The organism is Streptomyces sp. NBC_00224 (assembly GCF_041435195.1).
Lineage (GTDB): Bacteria > Actinomycetota > Actinomycetes > Streptomycetales > Streptomycetaceae > Streptomyces.
Window position 1 is genome coordinate 3,157,680 of the sequence record NZ_CP108106.1, and the last position, 15,486, is coordinate 3,173,165.

The window sequence follows — 15,486 nt, forward strand, 5'->3', positions numbered from 1 at the left end:
GTCCATCAGTCCCGTTCGCGTTGTGCCAGGGCGGCGGCCTCTTCCAGGGAGAGGCCGCCGCCCTCGGCGTACGCGGCGTCGTAGACGGCGTCGTCGAGCAGCGGGCGGACCGTCGCCTCCACCCTCTCCCGCAGCTGCACCTCCATGGGCGTGGCGAAGTGGATCGACGGCAGCAGGGTGTCGTGCGCGCCGATCAGCCGCGCCGCGTCGGCGGCGGTCCCGGTGCCGGGTTCCGCGAGACCGGCCCACGCCCAGGCGACGGAGAGCAGATGCACCGGGACCATCTGGGGCGCGACCATCTGGGACATCGGCTCCACGCCCCGGGCCAGCGCGGCGCGGGCGTCCGCCAGGCCCTTGTCGTAGGCGCCCTCCAGGTTCTCCAGCCAGGCGCGGATGCCGAGCACGAAGCCCTCGAAGAGCGCGAGGTTGCTCGACTTGAAATCCTCCAGCATCAGCGCGATCTGCTCCCGGGCCTCCGCGATCCGCTCGGTGCGGCCCAGCCACATCGACAGGAACAGCCGGGCGGCGGGCTGCGCCTCGTACCCCGCCTGGCGGCCCGCGGCGAGGATCTCGCGCAGCATCGCCTCGCCGCGCTCGCCCTCGCCGGTCTCCAGGAGCACCGACGCCAGGCGCGCCTTCAGGAGCGACACCTGCGCCTGGGCGCCGAGCCGTTCGGCGTACCGCACGGCCTCGGTGTAGTCCTCGCCCGCCAGCGCGTACTCGCCGCGCCGCTCGCGTGCCTCGCCGCGCGCGGACAGCGCCTCGGCGGCGCCCCAGTCGTCGCCGAGGCGCCGGAAGATGTCCAGCCCCGCGTCGGCGTCGCGGGTCGCCTCACCGGCCCAGTCGCTGCGGTTGGCGAGGACGTTGGCCCGCATCTGGAGGGCGTTGGCGAGCTCCCACTCGTAACCGAACTCCTCACAGGCCCGTACGGTCGCGTCGAGCAGCTCCTTGAGCGCGCCCGCGTCGCTGATCAGGATGACCGGGAAGAACCAGAGCGCGCCGGGCATCCGGCAGGTCTGCGGCAGCCCCGGCCGGTAGACGCCCACGATGGTGCGCAGGCGCTCCCGCGCCTCGGGCGTCGTCCAGTTGTCGCCGGTGTGGTCCATGGAGGCGAGCAGGTACAGCCGCACCCCGCGCCGCGCCTCCTGGCGCACCTCGGGCTCCATGGGCGGCGGGCTGTCGGTGCAGCGCGGGTAGACCGGGGGCGCGGGCTCGGCGGGCGGCGCGAACGGGTCGGGGCCGAGCTCCGCGGCCGCCTCGGCCCAGCGGTGGGCCTCGCCGCGCAGATCGCGCATGTGCCAGTACGAGCCGAGCGCGTGCACCAGGCAGAGCGCCTCGTCCTCGTCGGCGAGGTCCACCGCCCGGCGCAGCGCGGTGCGCAGGTTCTCGTACTCCCGCTCCAGGAGCGCGACCGCGGCGCGCTGCCCCCGGCCGCGCAGCTCGGGGTCGGTGGTCCGGGCCAGCTCGCGGTAGTGCACCAGGTGGCGGCGCTCGGTGGCGCCCCGGTCCCCGGCGTCGTCGAGCCGCTCCGCCGCGTACTCGGCGACGGTCTCCAGGAGCCGGTAGCGCATCTCGCCGCCGTCCCCGGGCGCGGCGACGACCAGCGACTTGTCGACGAGGGAGCCGAGGAGCGGGGCGATGTCGCGGGCGGCGACGCCCTCGGCCGCGCCGTCCGCGCAGACCTCCTCCGCCGCCGCGAGGACGCAGCCGCCCGCGAAGACGGAGAGGCGGCGCAGGACCGTGCGCTCCGGTTCCTCCAGGAGGTCCCAGGACCAGTCGACGACCGCGCGCAGGGTCTGCTGGCGCGGCAGTACGGTCCGGCTGCCGCTGGTCAGGAGGCGGAACCGGTCGTCGAGCCGGTCCGCGATCTGACGTGGCGTCAGCATCCGGAGGCGGGCGGCGGCGAGCTCCACCGCCAGCGGCAGACCGTCGAGGCGGCGGCAGATCTCGGCGGCCGCCCCGGGGTCGTCCTCCACCCGGAAGCCCGGCCGCGCCGCCGCGCCCCGGTCCGCGAGCAGCCGCAGCGCCACCGGCCCCGGCAGCGGCTCCACCGGCCGCACCAGCTCGCCCGGCACACCCAGCGGCTCCCGGCTGGTGGCCAGGACGGTCAGCCCCGGACAGCGGGCCAGCAGATACTCCGCGAGCTCCGCGGCGGCGCCGATCACGTGCTCGCAGTTGTCCAGGAGCAGCAGCATCCGGCGGCGCTCGCAGTGCGCGGCGAGGTGGACGAGCGGGTCGCCGCCGGTGCGGTCGGCGGCCCGCAGCTCCTCGGCGCCGGCGCCGTGCAGCACGGTCTCGCGGGCGCCGACCGAGGTGAGGACGGCGGCGGGCACGGCCGCCGGGTCGGTGACCGGGGCGAGCTCGGCCAGCCACACCCCGTCGGGCCAGCCGTCCCCGGCCGCGCCGACGGCCTCGGCGGCCTCCTGGGAGAGCCGGGTCTTCCCGGCCCCGCCGGGCCCGAGCAGCGTCACGAGGCGTGCGCCGCCCAGGTCCCCGCGGATCGTCTCGATGTCCGCCTCGCGCCCGACGAAGGAGGTGAGCCGGGCGCGCAGATTGCCGGGGGCGGCGGGGCGGGCCGCGGGCGCGGGGTCCGGACCGGGCGGGTACGCAACGGCAGGCGACGCGTCCGGTGTGTGCAGCAACTCCCCGTGCAGCGCCCGCAGTTCGGGGCCGGTGTCCGCGCCGAGGCGGTCGGCGAGGGTGCGGCGGACGTCCTCGTACGCGGCGAGGGCCTCGGCCGTGCGGCCCGCCGCGCGCAGGGCGCGGATGCGCAGGGCGTGCAGCGGCTCGTCGAGCGGGTGGGCGGCGCAGAGCGCGGCCAGCTCGGGCAGCACCTCGTCGGCCCGGCCCAGGGCGAGGGCCGCGGCGAGGCGGGCCCGGCGGGCGTCGAGGCGGCGAGCCTCCCAGCGGGCCGCCTCGGCCGTCCGGTCGGGCAGATCGGCCAGGACGGGGCCGGTCCACAGCGCCAGCGCGTCGTCGAGCCGGCAGAGGGCCTTCGCCGGGTCGCCCTGCTCAAGCGCGCGGGTCCCGTCCCCGGCCAGCCGCTCGAAGCGGTACAGGTCGATGTCGTCCGGCTCGGCGTCGAGGCGGTAGCCGCCGCCCTCCACCGAGGCGACCGCGGTGTGCCCTGCGGTCCGCCGCAGCCGCCCCACGAGCGCCTGGAGCGCACCGGCCGCGTCGGCGGGCGGCTCGCCGTTCCACACCTCGTCGACGAGGAGGCCGACCGGGACCGTACGGCCGGGGCGCAGGGCGAGCACGGTCAGCAGGGCGCGCAGCCGCGCCCCGCCGACGGCGACCGCCGTTCCTTCGGGGTTCAACAGCTGGGTGGTGCCGATAATCCGGTAGCGCACGGCCCCATTCTCCGCGACGTCCGGCGCCCGCGTGCCCACGCCTGCCAACTCCCGGCCAAGCGGCGGTGGCCAGGGGTGGAACTCGTAAGGGATCGCCGGACGTTCACGGGGTATCACCTGTACGGTCGGGGCCGTCCGACCGCACCTCCACCCCGGGAGCCCCGCACATGGCCACCGCCACCTCGCGTCGCAGCGACCGGAGGATCAGCCCGGTCTTCCTGGGGATCGTCGCCGTCACGGCGGTCGGCGGATGGGCGGTGTGGACGGGGTTCTCGACCGCGCCGGGCTTCGCCGTCTTCCTCTTCGTGACGGGCGCCTGGGTCGTCTCCCTGTGCCTGCACGAGTACGCGCACGCGCGCACCGCGCTGCACGGCGGCGACATCTCGGTGGGCGCCAAGGGCTATCTGACGCTCAACCCGCTGAAATACACACACGCGATGCTGTCGATCGTGCTGCCGGTCATCTTCGTGATCATGGGCGGCATCGGTCTGCCCGGCGGCGCCGTGTTCATCGAGCACGGCCGGATCCGGGGCCGCTGGAAGCACAGCCTGATCGCGGCGGCGGGCCCGCTCACCAACGCGCTGTTCGCGGTGGTCTGCACGGCCCCGTTCTGGCTGCACGCGCTGGACGGCGTGCCCGCCGGGTTCCGCTACGCGCTGGCGTTCCTGGCGCTGCTCCAGGTGACGGCGGCGATCCTGAACTTCCTGCCGGTCCCGGGCCTGGACGGGTACGGGGTGATCGAGCCGTGGCTGTCGCACGGGATCCGCCGCCAGATCGAGCCGTTCGCGCCCTTCGGGCTGCTCGCGGTCTTCGCGTTCCTGTGGCTGCCGTCGGTGAACCACGCCTTCTTCGACGTGGTGGACACGATCCTGCGCGGCCTCGGCGTCACCGAGTCGGACACCTACTGGGGCCAGCGCCTCTACCGCTTCTGGCAGCACGCCCCGGACATCGACTCGCTCACCGGCTGACGGCGGCGGCCCGTCGCGCGTCGGCCTTCGCCTTGCGCAGGTAGTACCAGGCCATGTTGGAGGAGAGCCCGGCGAGCAGGATCCAGACGACGCCGGTCCAGTTGCCCTGGACGAAGGAGACCACAGCGGCGGCGACCGCGAGGGCGCAGACGGCGAGGGCGTACAGAGCGAGGCGGGGCATGGGGGTCGGCTCCTGTCCGGGTACGGCGCTGATGCCCGTCCAGTGTCCCCCATGCCCCGGGCGGACCTACACGTCGGTCACGCGCAGCCCGGCGTGCGCCTTGTAGCGGCGGTTCACCGAGATCAGGTTGGCGACCAGCGACTCCACCTGGTGGGCGTTGCGCAGCCGCCCCGAGAAGACGCCGCGCATGCCCGGGATACGGGCGGCCAGCGCCTGCACCAGGTCGGTGTCGGCGCGGCTCTCGCCGAGCACCATCACATCGGTGTCGATCTCCTCGATCGAGGCGTCCTGGAGGAGCACGGCCGAGAGGTGGTGGAAGGCGGCGGTGACCCGCGAGTCCGGCAGCAGGGCGGCGGCCTGCTCGGCGGCGCTGCCCTCCTCGGGCTTGAGGGCGTACGCGCCCTTCTTGTCGAAGCCGAGCGGGTTGACGCAGTCGACGACGAGCTTGCCTGCCAGCTCCTCGCGCAGCGCCTCAAGCGTCTTGGCGTGCCCGTCCCACGGCACCGCGACGATCACGATGTCGCTGCGGCGCGCGCACTCGGCGTTGTCCGCGCCCTCCACGCCGAGGCCCAGCTCGTCGGCGGCGGCCCGGGCGCGCTCGGCGGCCCGCGAGCCGATGATCACCTTCTGGCCCGCGCGGGCCAGCCGGTAGGCGAGCCCGCGGCCCTGGTCGCCGGTGCCACCGAGCACGCCGACGACGAGGCCGGAGACGTCGGGCAGGTCCCAGGGGTCTTTGGCGGCGGGCTTCGGGGGGGTCGCGGCGCTGTCAGTGGAAGTCATGAGGCCGACCCTACGCCGGGCCCTACTGGTAGGTACGCCCCGGTACACCTGCTCCCAATCGGGTGAGGAGTGACCGATGCGGCCCGCCGGGGCGTGCGGTGCGGCAGGATGCCGGGGCATGGATGCCGTACGCGTCGCACTGTTGCGGGAAGTCCTCGCGGGGACGGAGTGGCTGCGGGGCACCCGCCGGTTCGCGGGGGTGCTGCGGGGGTCGGTGGTGCCGAACGGCGGGGGGCTGCTGCTGGTGGGGACCGAGGCGTACGAGCCGTGGCACCTGGCGGCGCACCTGACCGACGAGGCCGCCTGGTCGGGGGTCCCCGAGCTCACCCCCACCCTCGTACGCCACCGGGTCGAGCCGGGCCGCGGCCCGCACCTGTCCGTAGGGCTCGGGCGCCTGGAGGCGGCCGGGCGGGGCGAGACGCTGCTCGTGGTGGCCCCGGAACGGCCGGACGGGGGCCTCCTGGAGCGGGTGCACGACGCCCGGCGGGCCGGGGCGCGGGTGCTCGCGCTGGACGGGGGCGACCCGGAGGTGCGGGGCCTGGTCCACGAGTCGCTGACGGTGCCGCCGGGCGCGGAGGTGGACCTGGACACGGTGCAGCACCTGGTGAGCGCGGCGGCGGGCGAGAACGGGCTGCCGGTGCAGCGGGGGCGACGGGGGTTCCGCGACCGGCTGTCCCGGCTCGCGGACCAGCTGACGGCACCGCCGCCGGCGCGGTGGTGAGGGCAACTGTTTCACCGGGGCTTCGCCCCAGACCCCCACTTTCACCTGCGGGCCGGTGGGGGCTGGTCGCGCAGTTCCCCGCGCCCCTAAAAGCGCCCCTCCGGGCCGCCCAGGGGATTGCCGCGCAGCGGCATTCTCAGGGGCGCGGGGAACTGCGCGAGCAACCCACCACCGGGCCGCAGACGAACACCGGGCCAAAAAGGGGCGCGGGGAACTGCGCGACCAGCCACCCACGGCCCGCAGCCGAACGGGGCCTGGGGCGGAGCCCCAGCAGGAGGGGGTGCGGGGGGGCTCAGTCCCCCGACTCCGGCTGCTTGTCGTGCCACTTCGGGTCCGTGTCCCACTCCAGGTTCCGCTCCTGGGCGGTCTGCATCGCGTGCTCGGCTTCCTCACGGGACTCGTAGGGACCGAAGCGGTCCTTCGCGGGGCACTCGGGGCCTTCCTCGACCTTGCCGTGGACCAGGCAGTAGTACCACTCGCCCGGCTTGCCGACCGTGCGCTTCTTGAACAGGGCCATGCGGAGGCTCCTTCCTCGGCCCGTGCTCGGACCTTCTCGACCATGCTGCCCCAACGCGGCTCGATAGACTCGGCGGCATGTCTGGCCAGTCGCTGCTCGTACCAGGGGAGCTCTCTCCCACCCGCTCCGTCCCGGGGAACATCCGCCGCCCCGAGTACGTCGGGAAGCCCATGCCCACGCCGTACACCGGCCCCGAGGTGCAGACCGCCGAAACGATTGAGCTCATGCGGATCGCGGGGCGCATCGCCGCCCGGGCGATGGAGGAGGCCGCCAAGCTCATCGCGCCCGGCGTGACCACCGACGAGCTCGACCGGGTCGCGCACGAGTACATGTGCGACCACGGGGCGTACCCCTCGACGCTGGGCTACCGGGGCTTCCCGAAGTCGCTGTGCAGCTCGGTCAACGAGGTCATCTGCCACGGCATCCCGGACTCCACCGTCCTGAACGACGGCGACATCGTGAACCTCGACGTCACCGCGTACATCGGCGGCGTCCACGGCGACAACAACGCCACCTATTTCTGCGGCGACGTCGACGAGGAGTCGAAGCTCCTCGTCGAGCGGACCCGGGAGTCGCTCAACCGCGCCATCAAGGCCGTCAAGCCGGGCCGCCAGATCAACATCATCGGGCGCGTCATCGAGTCGTACGCCAAGCGGTTCGGCTACGGCGTCGTGCGCGACTTCACCGGGCACGGCATCAGCACGGCCTTCCACTCCGGCCTGATCGTGCCGCACTACGACGCGCCGCACGCCACCGCCGTGATCAAGCCCGGGATGACCTTCACCATCGAGCCGATGCTGACGCTGGGGACGCACGAGTACGACATGTGGGAGGACGGCTGGACGGTCGTCACCCGCGACCGCAAGCGGACGGCCCAGTTCGAGCACACGCTGGTGGTGACCGAGACGGGCACGGAAATCCTCACGCTGCCGTGATCGATCCCCCGTGTGCGGGGTACGCATGAGGGGTACGGCATTTACCGACAGGGCGTCGGGAACCAGTTGACTTAGGTGAACCTAAGTAGTTAGGTAAGCCTAAGTAGCGGGATCGGTGCTGCTCCGAGCTGTCCGATCAGTGCTGGTTCCCCGTACCCCCTCGGTCTCCGGAGGCACGCCTTGGACACGCCCTTCTCCACTCTCATCCGCACGGCGTCGCACGAACAGCACACCGAGGCGGAGAACTCCGGCTTCATGAGCGCCCTGCTCGGCGGACGGCTCGGCGTCGAGGCGTACGCCCGCTACACCGAGCAGCTGTGGTTCGTGTACCAGGCACTGGAGGAGGGGGCGGGCGCTCTGCGGAGCGATCCGGTGGCGGGTCCGTTCATACGGCCCGAGCTGATGCGTACGGCGTCGCTGGAGCAGGATCTGACGCATCTGCGGGGCGCGGGGTGGGAGCGGGGCGTTTCGCCGCTCCCCTCGACGCGTGCCTACGCGGCCCGGGTCCGCGAGTGCGCCGTGACCTGGCCCGCGGGGTATGTGGCGCACCACTACACCCGGTATCTCGGGGACCTCTCCGGGGGCCAGATCATCCGTGACCGGGCGGAGAAGACCTGGGGGTTCGCCCGCAAGGGCGACGGTGTGCGGTTCTACGTGTTCGAGGCGATTCCGAACCCTGCGGCGTTCAAGCGGGGGTATCGGGAGTTGCTGGATGCGGTGGATGTGGACGAGTTGGAGCGGCAGCGGATTGTTGAGGAGTGTCGGCGGGCGTTCGCGCTGAACACTGCCGTGTTCCGGGAGCTTGGCCAAGAGTTCCCGCTGAGCGCGTGAGTGGTCCTCGTTTCGGCTGCGGGTCCGTTGTGGCTGGTCGCGCCCACGCGGCGGAGCCGCAAATGTCACAGCCCCGCGCCCCTAGGGGGTTGGGGTCTCCGGCGAGCCAGCCCAGCGCCACTTAAGGGGGCGGCCCCTCAGCGCGTCAGTGTGCGCTCCAAGCGGACCCTGCCGCCCAGTTCTATCGTGTCGTCCGGGCCCGGGGCCGTCAGCAGTTGTGAGCCTTGGCCCTGGGTGATGTTCAGGGCCCGGCCCAGACCGGCCGTGAGCAGGAGGGCCGCCGCGCCCGTTGCCTCGTCCTCGTCGATTCCGTCGCCCCGGCCGGGGAACGCCCGTGCCCGGACGCGGCCGGCGGCCTCGTCCTCCCAGCCCCAGGCGTACACCCACTCCCCCGGCTCGGGCACGTCCAGGGCGTCCACCTCGGCGGCCGAGGCGTACTGCCGCAGGGTGCGCGGCGGGGCCCACTCCGGGCGGGCGGTGATCCAGGTGAACTCGCCGTCCTGGCGCGCGAAGACCTCTCCCACGGCCAGTTCCAGTACGTCGATGTCGAGCAGCCAAGCCGCCCCGACCAGCGGATGCCCCGCGAAGGGGAGCCGCAGGCCGGGCGTGTAGATGTCGACGGCGCCCCGCTCGGGGTCGTCCACGAACACCGTCTCGCTGAAGCCGAGTTCCTTGGCCAGCGCCTGCCGGGCCGCCTCGTCGGGCAGCGCGGAGCCCTCGCGCACCACGCCGAGGGCGTTGCCGTGGCGGCCGTCGGGGCCGCAGAAGACCCTGAGTACGTCGATGAGCACGCCGGGTACGCCGTTTTCCGTCACCCCGGCATTCAACAACACCCGCGACGGCCGCAGGGCCGCACCCTGCGGAAAGGGTGCGGCCCCGCGGTGCGGGTCGGGGATCAGGCGCGGCCGAGGGCCGTCCGGCGGCGGGCCGCGTACACGGCGGCCGCCCCGGTCACCGCGATCGCGCCCGCCGCGCCGAGCAGCGGGCCGGTCGGGGCGGCGGAGCCGGTGGCGGCGAGGGAGCCGCCGGCCGTCGAGCCGCCGACGTTCCCGCCGGTGCCGCCGGTGGTCCCGGAGGTGCCGGAGGTCCCGGTTCCCCCGGCCGTACCGCCGCTCGTCCTCACCGTGTCACCGGCCTCCAGATCGGCGCTCTCGCTCAGGCCCAGCGCGACGGTGACGGGGTCGATGGACTCCCCCGCCTTGTACTGGGACTGCTCGCCGGGCCGGGCGAAGGCGGCGGCGCCGTCGGCGGTGAAGGCCGCCGGTACGGCCGTCAGCCGCACCACGTCCTTGCGGGCCGTGAAGTCGGCCCGGGAGAGGTCGAGAGAGGCGAACTCGACGTTCCGCTTGACCCCTTGGGGCGTGGTGACGTCGACATACAGGGCGCCCTTGGCTCCGGCCGCCTCGATCCGTACGGCACCGAAGGCGATGTCGAGGTTGCCGTGGGCCGCATAGGTGAAGCGGACGCTGCCACGGAAGGAGGCGTTCACCTTGCGGGCGTCGGGCTTCAACTCGCCCTTACTGAGGGGGAACCCGAAGGCGTCCTTGGAGGCGGTCGCACCCTCGGAGACGGCGGTGCTGCCGCCGCCGGCGATGTACGCCCGCCACGACTGCTTGAGCCCCCAGCTCAGCTTGGCCTTCACGACTTTGTCGGGAGAGGGAGCGGGAGCGGGAGTGGTGGGAGTGGGCTTGGTGGGGGCGGGCTTGCTCGGGTCCGGCTTGGCAGGGTCGGGCTTCGTCGGATCGGGCTTCGTCGGGTCCGGCTTCGTCGGGTCCGGCTTGGTGGGGTCGCCTCCCATCGGGAACGTCAACGTCGCCGGGTCGAGCTTCTCGCCCTTCTTGTAGTTGCCGTTGAACGCGGCGGCGCCCTGCTCGGTGAGGGTGGCCGGGATGTCCTTGAAGGTCATCGCCGCGCCCGGCGACGGCTTGACCTGCGACAGGTCGAGATCGGCGAGCGGTACGTCGTCGGCCGTCCTGTCCTTGCCGCCGTCCTTGGTGGTCACGTCGGCGGTGATGACCCCGGTCGTGGTGGTCGTCGTCACCTTCAGGTCGGACAGTTTGATGTCGAGGACGCCGCCGTGCGCCGAGAACCGGACGCTTCCCTTGAAGGCCGTGGCGCCGGCATGCGTGGACGTGTCGTACGTACCCGTGCCGTCCACGAACGTGAACACCCCGTTGCCGGGGGCCTGCTTGGCGCCGTCCGCGACCGTGATGCCGCTCGCGCCGACGTACCGCCGGAAGCTGTCCTTGAAGCCCCAGTCGAACGTGGCGCCCTTCAGCTCGACTTTCGACGCGGCGAGGGCGGGAGCGGCGGACAGCACCGAGGCGGCAGTGGCCGCACAGACGACGGCGATCGCCGTCGCACGGGCGGCGGGCCGAGGAAGACGGGAGGTGACGGACATGGTCAGGAGGCTCCTTGGTGAAGGTGAATTCGGGGGTGGGGAAGGTCAGTTCTGGGTGGGTTGGGTATCAGGGGCGGTCGCTGAAGCGGTCCCGGTGTCGGCTGTCGTCGCGGTCGTGGCTCCCCGCGGCCCGGCGCTCTCGTTTTCCGCCGCGGGCTGTGGGTGGCTGGTCGCGCAGTTCCCCGCGCCCCTTGGGGGTACGGGTGACCGGCGACGGCGAAGCCGAGCCTTCAAGGGGCGCGGGGAACTGCGCGACCAGCCCCCGCCGAGCCGCACCCGAAGAACGCCGCACCGCGAACGCGATCGCCGCCGCGGCGAGCAACCCCGCGCCCACGAGCCCGACGTACAACCGCCCGTGGTCCGGCGAGGACGAGGGGGAGGCGGCCTCCGGCCGGGCCACCGGCGAGGGCGACGGCACCGGCGCAGCCGACCCCCCGCTCCCCACGTCCGGCAACGCCGGCAACCGCGCCGCCCCGTCCACGGCGACCGCGAGCGACACCGGATCCATGGCCGTGCCCGCCGGGTACATCCCGCCGAACACCTTCGCGCCCTCGGCCGTGAGCGTGGCGGGCGCCTCGGAGACGGCCACCAGGCCGCCGCGCGGGGCGAGTCGGCCCGCCGCGAAGGTGATCAGGGGCCGCCCGGCCGAGGAGAGCGTGCCCCGGCCGTCCGCGACCCGCACCGCGATCCGGTCGAGGGTGAGGCCGAAGTGGGCGCCCGCGAACCGCACCGTGCCCGCGAACGAGGCGTCGAGCGTGCCCTTCTCCTGGTCGTACGAGCCGTGTCCGCGCGGGAACCTGAACAGCGCGCCGCCGTCCTGGGCCCCGCCGGAGAGCGTCCAGCCGCCCTGGGCGACCGACCCGGTGACGTACTCGCGGAAGGTCCGGCGCACCCCCCAGTCGACGGCCGCGTCCGCGAAACCGGCGCTCGCGCTCCGGGACGGTGTGGGCGACGGGCTCGCGGGCGCGTCCGCCGCCCGGGTGTCCACCGACAGGCTCACCGGGTCGAGCGCGGTCCCGGCCGGGTAGTACCCGGCGAAGGCCGTCGCGCCCTGGGAGGTCAGCGTCGCGGGGACGTCGGTGAGCGCCACGGGCGAGCCGCCGCCGCGCATGTCGATGCCGCCCAGCGAGAGTGCGGCGAGCGGCACTTGGCTCGCCGTGGTGACCTTGCCGGTGCCCTTCGCCCGGCTGGTCATGTCGGCGTAGAGGGTGCCCCGGCCGCCGGAGATGCGGACGGTGGGGCGGGCGATGGTCAGGTCGAGCTCGTACGAGCCGTCGGCCTTGGGGTGTCCGGTGAACCGGACGCCGCCGGAGAACCCGGCGTCGAGGACGCCGCCGCCCGGGTCGTACGAACCGGCCGCCGAGTGGAACCGGAACCGGCTGGAACCGACGGTGGCGGCCCCGCCGAGCAGGCTCCAACTCCCGTGCGCCACCGGGCCGGTGACATAGCTCTGGAAGGACGATTTGACGCCCCAGTCGAGCCTGCCGCCGCGCACGGTCCGGTCCGCCGCGTGCGCCGCGCCCGCCGGGACGAGCAGGGCGCCGAGGACGGCCGCGAGCAGGGCGGACGCGAGGGAGCGGGACGGCAGCATGACGAACCCCTTCAAGGGCTGGCGACTTAGGTAAGGCTAACCTAAGCTAATCCCGGTCAACAGGCCACACCCGAAAGCCGACCCCAACGGCCGCTCGCAGATGCCCCCTCGACAGACGACCACTCCACAGATGACCCCTCCGCAGACGACAGGACGGTGCACCCGGTGCGCACCACACGCACATCACGCCTACTCACGGGCGCGCTGATCTCCGTACTCGCCCTCACGGGCTGCGGCACGAGTACGAGCGGTGGCGGCCCCACCCCGGCCGCCTCCGCCGACCGCGCCGAGCCGCTCGCCGCGCGGGACATCGCGGTGCCCCGCCTCCCCGCCACCGTCGAATCGGCCGACGGCCGACGCGTCGAAGTGGCCTCCGCCGACCGGATCGTGCCGCTCACCGGCTCGCTCAGCGAGATCGTCTTCTCGCTCGGCCTGGGCGGCCACGTCGTCGCCCGGGACATCACCGCCACCTTCGAACAGGCCGCGAAACTCCCGGTGGTGACCCGCGCCCACGACGTCTCGGCCGAAAGCGTGCTCTCCCTGAGGCCGACGCTCGTCCTCGCCGACACCGAGACGGGCCCCGCCGAGGCGATCGGCCAGATCCGCGCCGCCGGGATCCCGCTCGTGGTGGTCGCGCCCGCCAAGAACCTCAGCGACGTGGGCCGACGCATCACGACCGTGGCCGGGGCCCTGGGCGTACCGGGGGCGGGCCGACAGCTCGTCACCCGGACCGAGGACCGGATCTCGGCCGTACGCAAGGGCGTTCCGGCCGCGCCGGACGGCAGGAAGCCGCGCGTCGCCTTCCTCTATCTGCGCGGCTCGGCCGCCGTCTATCTGCTCGGCGGCGCCGCGTCCGGCGCGCCCTCGCTCCTTGAGGCGGCGGGCGCGGTCGACGCGGGCGCGGAGTCGGGTCTGCGCAAGGACTTCACGCCGCTCACCAGCGAGGCGCTGGTCAAGGCCGCGCCGGACGCGATTCTCGTGATGCGCAAGGGACTTGAGTCGGTGGGCGGGGTCGGCGGGCTGTTGAAGATCCCGGGCGTCGCCCAGACCCCGGCCGGGCTCGACCGCCGGATCGTCTCCATCGACGACGGCGTGCTCCTCAACTACGGCCCCCGCACGGACCAGGTCCTGAAGTCGCTGGTGGACCAGCTGTACAAGGGCACCAAGTGACGGCCTCCCCGATCGAAGCGGCTCCCGCCGAAGTGCGCGATCCCGTCGCGAGGTCCCGCCGCCCCACGCCCGCCTGGGCGCTCACCGTCGCCCTGGCCGCCGCCCTGCTGGTGCTCGCCCTGCTCTCCGCGGGCATCGGGGCGTACCACATCCCCCTCTCCGACGTGCTCGGTTCGGTCCGCCACCGGGCGGGGCTCGGCGGGCACCCGCTCGACCGGGTCGGCGAGAGTGTGCTGTGGAACGTACGGCTGCCCCGGGTGGTCCTCGCCCTGCTCGTCGGGGCCTCGCTCGGGTGCGCGGGGGCGCTGACGCAGGGCGTGTTCGGCAATCCGCTGGCCGAACCGGGTGTCATCGGGATCTCGTCGGGTGCGGCGGTCGGCGCGGCCGGCTCGATCGCGCTCGGGCTGAGCTTCCTCGGCACCTGGACCGTGACGCTCTGCGCCTTCGCCGCCGGGCTCGTCACCGTCCTGCTCGTCTACGCCCTGTCCCGCTCGGGCGGCCGTACGGAAGTGGTCACCCTGATCCTCACGGGCATCGCCGTGAACGCCTTCGCGGGCGCGCTCATCGGCCTGTCCGTCTTCTTCGCGGACAGCGCGCAGCTCTCCCAGATCACGTTCTGGCAGCTCGGTTCGCTCGCCCAGGCCACCTGGCCCAAGGTGCTGGCCGTGCTGCCCTGCGCGGTGGTGGGCCTGGCCGTCGCCCCGCTGTACGCCCGCAAGCTGGACCTGCTCGCGCTCGGCGAGCGCCCGGCCCGGCATCTGGGCGTGGACGTGGAGCGGCTGCGGATCGTTCTCGTCCTGGTGGTCGCGCTGCTGACGGCGGCCGCGGTCGCGGTGGCCGGGGTCATCACGTTCGTCGGGCTGCTCGTGCCGCATCTGCTGCGGATGGCTGCCGGGCCCGGGCACCGGTTCCTGGTGCCCGGGAGCGCGCTCGGCGGGGCCGTCGTGCTGGTCGCGGGCGATCTCGCGGCCAGGACCGCCGCCGCGCCCGCCGAGCTCCCCCTCGGCGTGCTCACCGCGCTCATCGGCAGCCCGTTCTTCTTCTGGCTGCTGCGCAGGACCCGTCGTGGACAAGGTGGTTGGGCATGAGGTTCGCAGGGATCACGGCAGCGCGCCGCAGGAGCGTGCCCCGGCCCGCCGCCCCTGGCGAGGTCCTGGCCGAGGCGCGCGGGCTGCGGGTGCGCCTGGGCGGGCGGACCGTGCTCGACGGAGTGTCGGTCCGGGCCCGCGCCGGGGAGGTGCTCGCGCTGGTGGGGCCGAACGGCGCGGGCAAGTCGACCCTGCTGGCGGCGCTCGCCGGGGACCTCACCGCCTCGGCGGGCGAGGTGCGGATCGACGGGCGGCCGCTCGCCGACTGGTCCCCGGGCGATCTGGCGCTGCGCCGCGCGGTGCTCCCCCAGTCCGCCGCGCTCTCCTTCCCCTTCCCGGTCGAGGAGGTGGTCCGGATGGGCCGGGCGCCCTGGGCCGGGACTCCTGGGGAGGACGAGGACGACGCGGTGGTCGCGGCGGCCATGGCGGCCACCGAGGTCGCCCCGTTCGCCGCCCGGCCGTACGCCGCCCTGTCCGGGGGCGAGCGCGCCCGGGTGGCGCTGGCCCGGGTGCTGGCCCAGCGCACCCCGGTGCTGCTGCTCGACGAGCCGACCGCCGCGCTCGACCTGCGCCACCAGGAGCTGGTGCTGCGGCTGTGCCGGGAGCGGGCCGGGGCCGGGGACGCCGTGGTGGTCGTACTGCACGACCTGGGGCTCGCGGCGGCGTACGCGGACCGGGCGGCCGTGCTGCACGCCGGGGTGGTCGCGGCGGAGGGGGCGCCCGCCGAGGTGTTCGGCCAGGAGCTGCTGAGCCGGGTCTACCGGCAGCCGGTGGAGGTCTTCCCGCACCCGGAGACCGGGGTTCCGCTGGTGCTGCCCAAACGAGAGCCCGTACGGAGTCACGGGGGCGCAAAGAAGCGTGCGGGGGCGCAAGAAATCAGCCATGCGCAGGGGTGTGAGCCGGGGGCGAAACAGGTGGATCATGCTCCACGCAGCGCCGCTTGACCATCCCTT

14 protein-coding genes are annotated in these 15,486 nt (G+C 74.0%); 7 read left to right on the top strand and 7 right to left on the bottom strand.

What is annotated here, in order from left to right; translation table 11 throughout:
• Positions 1-5 precede the first annotated feature (5 nt).
• Positions 6-3,350, bottom strand: coding sequence for a BTAD domain-containing putative transcriptional regulator (locus OG965_RS14075; protein ID WP_371652396.1), 3,345 nt, complete (start codon positions 3,348-3,350; stop codon positions 6-8).
• A 167-nt stretch (positions 3,351-3,517) separates the two neighbouring features.
• Between OG965_RS14075 and OG965_RS14080 the strand changes: the two genes are divergently transcribed.
• A complete protein-coding gene (locus tag OG965_RS14080) occupies positions 3,518-4,318 on the top strand; it encodes a site-2 protease family protein (RefSeq protein WP_371652397.1) in 801 nt (266 codons plus the stop codon).
• Here OG965_RS14080 and OG965_RS14085 read toward each other — a convergent pair.
• Both OG965_RS14085 and npdG read right to left on the bottom strand, forming a co-directional pair.
• The gene (locus OG965_RS14085) at positions 4,308-4,499 is read right to left on the bottom strand and encodes a hypothetical protein (RefSeq protein ID WP_371652398.1); all 192 of its coding nucleotides are present in this window, start codon (positions 4,497-4,499) and stop codon (positions 4,308-4,310) included. The two genes, OG965_RS14080 and OG965_RS14085, sit on opposite strands and share 11 nt — an antisense overlap.
• A 66-nt stretch (positions 4,500-4,565) precedes the next feature.
• Positions 4,566-5,279 carry an NADPH-dependent F420 reductase gene (npdG, locus tag OG965_RS14090; RefSeq protein ID WP_371652399.1) on the bottom strand — a complete coding sequence of 238 codons (714 nt, stop codon included), beginning with the start codon at positions 5,277-5,279 and terminating at the stop codon, positions 4,566-4,568.
• 118 nt (positions 5,280-5,397) lie between these two features.
• Here npdG and OG965_RS14095 point away from each other — a divergent pair, with 118 nt between their 5' ends.
• Positions 5,398-6,000, top strand: coding sequence for a hypothetical protein (locus tag OG965_RS14095; protein WP_371652400.1), 603 nt, complete (start codon positions 5,398-5,400; stop codon positions 5,998-6,000).
• 292 nt (positions 6,001-6,292) lie between these two features.
• On the opposite strand, the gene OG965_RS14100 is transcribed toward OG965_RS14095, so the two are convergent.
• On the bottom strand, positions 6,293-6,517 hold the full coding sequence (locus OG965_RS14100; RefSeq protein WP_371652401.1) for a hypothetical protein: 225 nt from the start codon (positions 6,515-6,517) through the stop codon (positions 6,293-6,295).
• A gap of 77 nt (positions 6,518-6,594) precedes the next feature.
• On the opposite strand from OG965_RS14100, the gene map reads away from it, so the two are divergent.
• Together map and OG965_RS14110 are read left to right on the top strand one after the other, a co-directional pair.
• Positions 6,595-7,452, top strand: a complete 858-nt coding sequence (gene map, locus OG965_RS14105; protein WP_371652402.1) for a type I methionyl aminopeptidase — start codon at positions 6,595-6,597, stop codon at positions 7,450-7,452.
• A 180-nt stretch (positions 7,453-7,632) separates the two neighbouring features.
• A complete protein-coding gene (locus tag OG965_RS14110; RefSeq protein ID WP_371652403.1) occupies positions 7,633-8,283 on the top strand; it encodes a heme oxygenase (biliverdin-producing) in 651 nt (216 codons plus the stop codon).
• A gap of 137 nt (positions 8,284-8,420) precedes the next feature.
• Here the strand turns inward: OG965_RS14110 and OG965_RS14115 are convergent, their stop codons facing one another.
• The 3 genes from OG965_RS14115 to OG965_RS14125 form a co-directional block, all read right to left on the bottom strand.
• The gene (locus OG965_RS14115; protein ID WP_371652404.1) at positions 8,421-9,098 is read right to left on the bottom strand and encodes a PhzF family phenazine biosynthesis protein; all 678 of its coding nucleotides are present in this window, start codon (positions 9,096-9,098) and stop codon (positions 8,421-8,423) included.
• Between the two features lie 80 nt (positions 9,099-9,178).
• On the bottom strand, positions 9,179-10,684 hold the full coding sequence (locus OG965_RS14120; RefSeq protein ID WP_371652405.1) for an HtaA domain-containing protein: 1,506 nt from the start codon (positions 10,682-10,684) through the stop codon (positions 9,179-9,181).
• A gap of 67 nt (positions 10,685-10,751) precedes the next feature.
• Positions 10,752-12,275, bottom strand: coding sequence for an HtaA domain-containing protein (locus tag OG965_RS14125; protein WP_371652406.1), 1,524 nt, complete (start codon positions 12,273-12,275; stop codon positions 10,752-10,754).
• Between the two features lie 156 nt (positions 12,276-12,431).
• Between OG965_RS14125 and OG965_RS14130 the strand changes: the two genes are divergently transcribed.
• Genes OG965_RS14130 through OG965_RS14140 form a run of 3 tightly spaced genes read left to right on the top strand, consistent with a single transcriptional unit; the run spans position 12,432 to position 15,477 of the window.
• The gene (locus OG965_RS14130; protein WP_371652407.1) at positions 12,432-13,445 is read left to right on the top strand and encodes a hemin ABC transporter substrate-binding protein; all 1,014 of its coding nucleotides are present in this window, start codon (positions 12,432-12,434) and stop codon (positions 13,443-13,445) included.
• Positions 13,442-14,533, top strand: a complete 1,092-nt coding sequence (locus OG965_RS14135; RefSeq protein ID WP_371652408.1) for a FecCD family ABC transporter permease — start codon at positions 13,442-13,444, stop codon at positions 14,531-14,533. Before OG965_RS14130 ends, OG965_RS14135 begins: the two co-directional genes overlap by 4 nt.
• Positions 14,530-15,477: a heme ABC transporter ATP-binding protein gene (locus OG965_RS14140; protein ID WP_371652409.1), complete on the top strand. Its 948-nt coding sequence runs from the start codon at positions 14,530-14,532 to the stop codon at positions 15,475-15,477. The genes OG965_RS14135 and OG965_RS14140 overlap by 4 nt, the downstream gene beginning before the upstream one ends.
• Positions 15,478-15,486: the final 9 nt, after the last annotated feature.

What these genes read in the sequence shown, in the direction of transcription:
- OG965_RS14125 (WP_371652406.1), bottom strand. Translation starts at nt 12,275, where the DNA reads ATGCTGCCGTCCCGCTCCCTCGCGTCCGCCCTGCTCGCGGCCGTCCTC.
- OG965_RS14095 (WP_371652400.1), top strand. Translation starts at nt 5,398, where the DNA reads ATGGATGCCGTACGCGTCGCACTGTTGCGGGAAGTCCTCGCGGGGACG.
- OG965_RS14100 (WP_371652401.1), bottom strand. Translation starts at nt 6,517, where the DNA reads ATGGCCCTGTTCAAGAAGCGCACGGTCGGCAAGCCGGGCGAGTGGTAC.
- npdG (WP_371652399.1), bottom strand. Translation starts at nt 5,279, where the DNA reads ATGACTTCCACTGACAGCGCCGCGACCCCCCCGAAGCCCGCCGCCAAA.
- OG965_RS14085 (WP_371652398.1), bottom strand. Translation starts at nt 4,499, where the DNA reads ATGCCCCGCCTCGCTCTGTACGCCCTCGCCGTCTGCGCCCTCGCGGTC.
- OG965_RS14120 (WP_371652405.1), bottom strand. Translation starts at nt 10,684, where the DNA reads ATGTCCGTCACCTCCCGTCTTCCTCGGCCCGCCGCCCGTGCGACGGCG.
- OG965_RS14080 (WP_371652397.1), top strand. Translation starts at nt 3,518, where the DNA reads ATGGCCACCGCCACCTCGCGTCGCAGCGACCGGAGGATCAGCCCGGTC.
- OG965_RS14140 (WP_371652409.1), top strand. Translation starts at nt 14,530, where the DNA reads ATGAGGTTCGCAGGGATCACGGCAGCGCGCCGCAGGAGCGTGCCCCGG.
- map (WP_371652402.1), top strand. Translation starts at nt 6,595, where the DNA reads ATGTCTGGCCAGTCGCTGCTCGTACCAGGGGAGCTCTCTCCCACCCGC.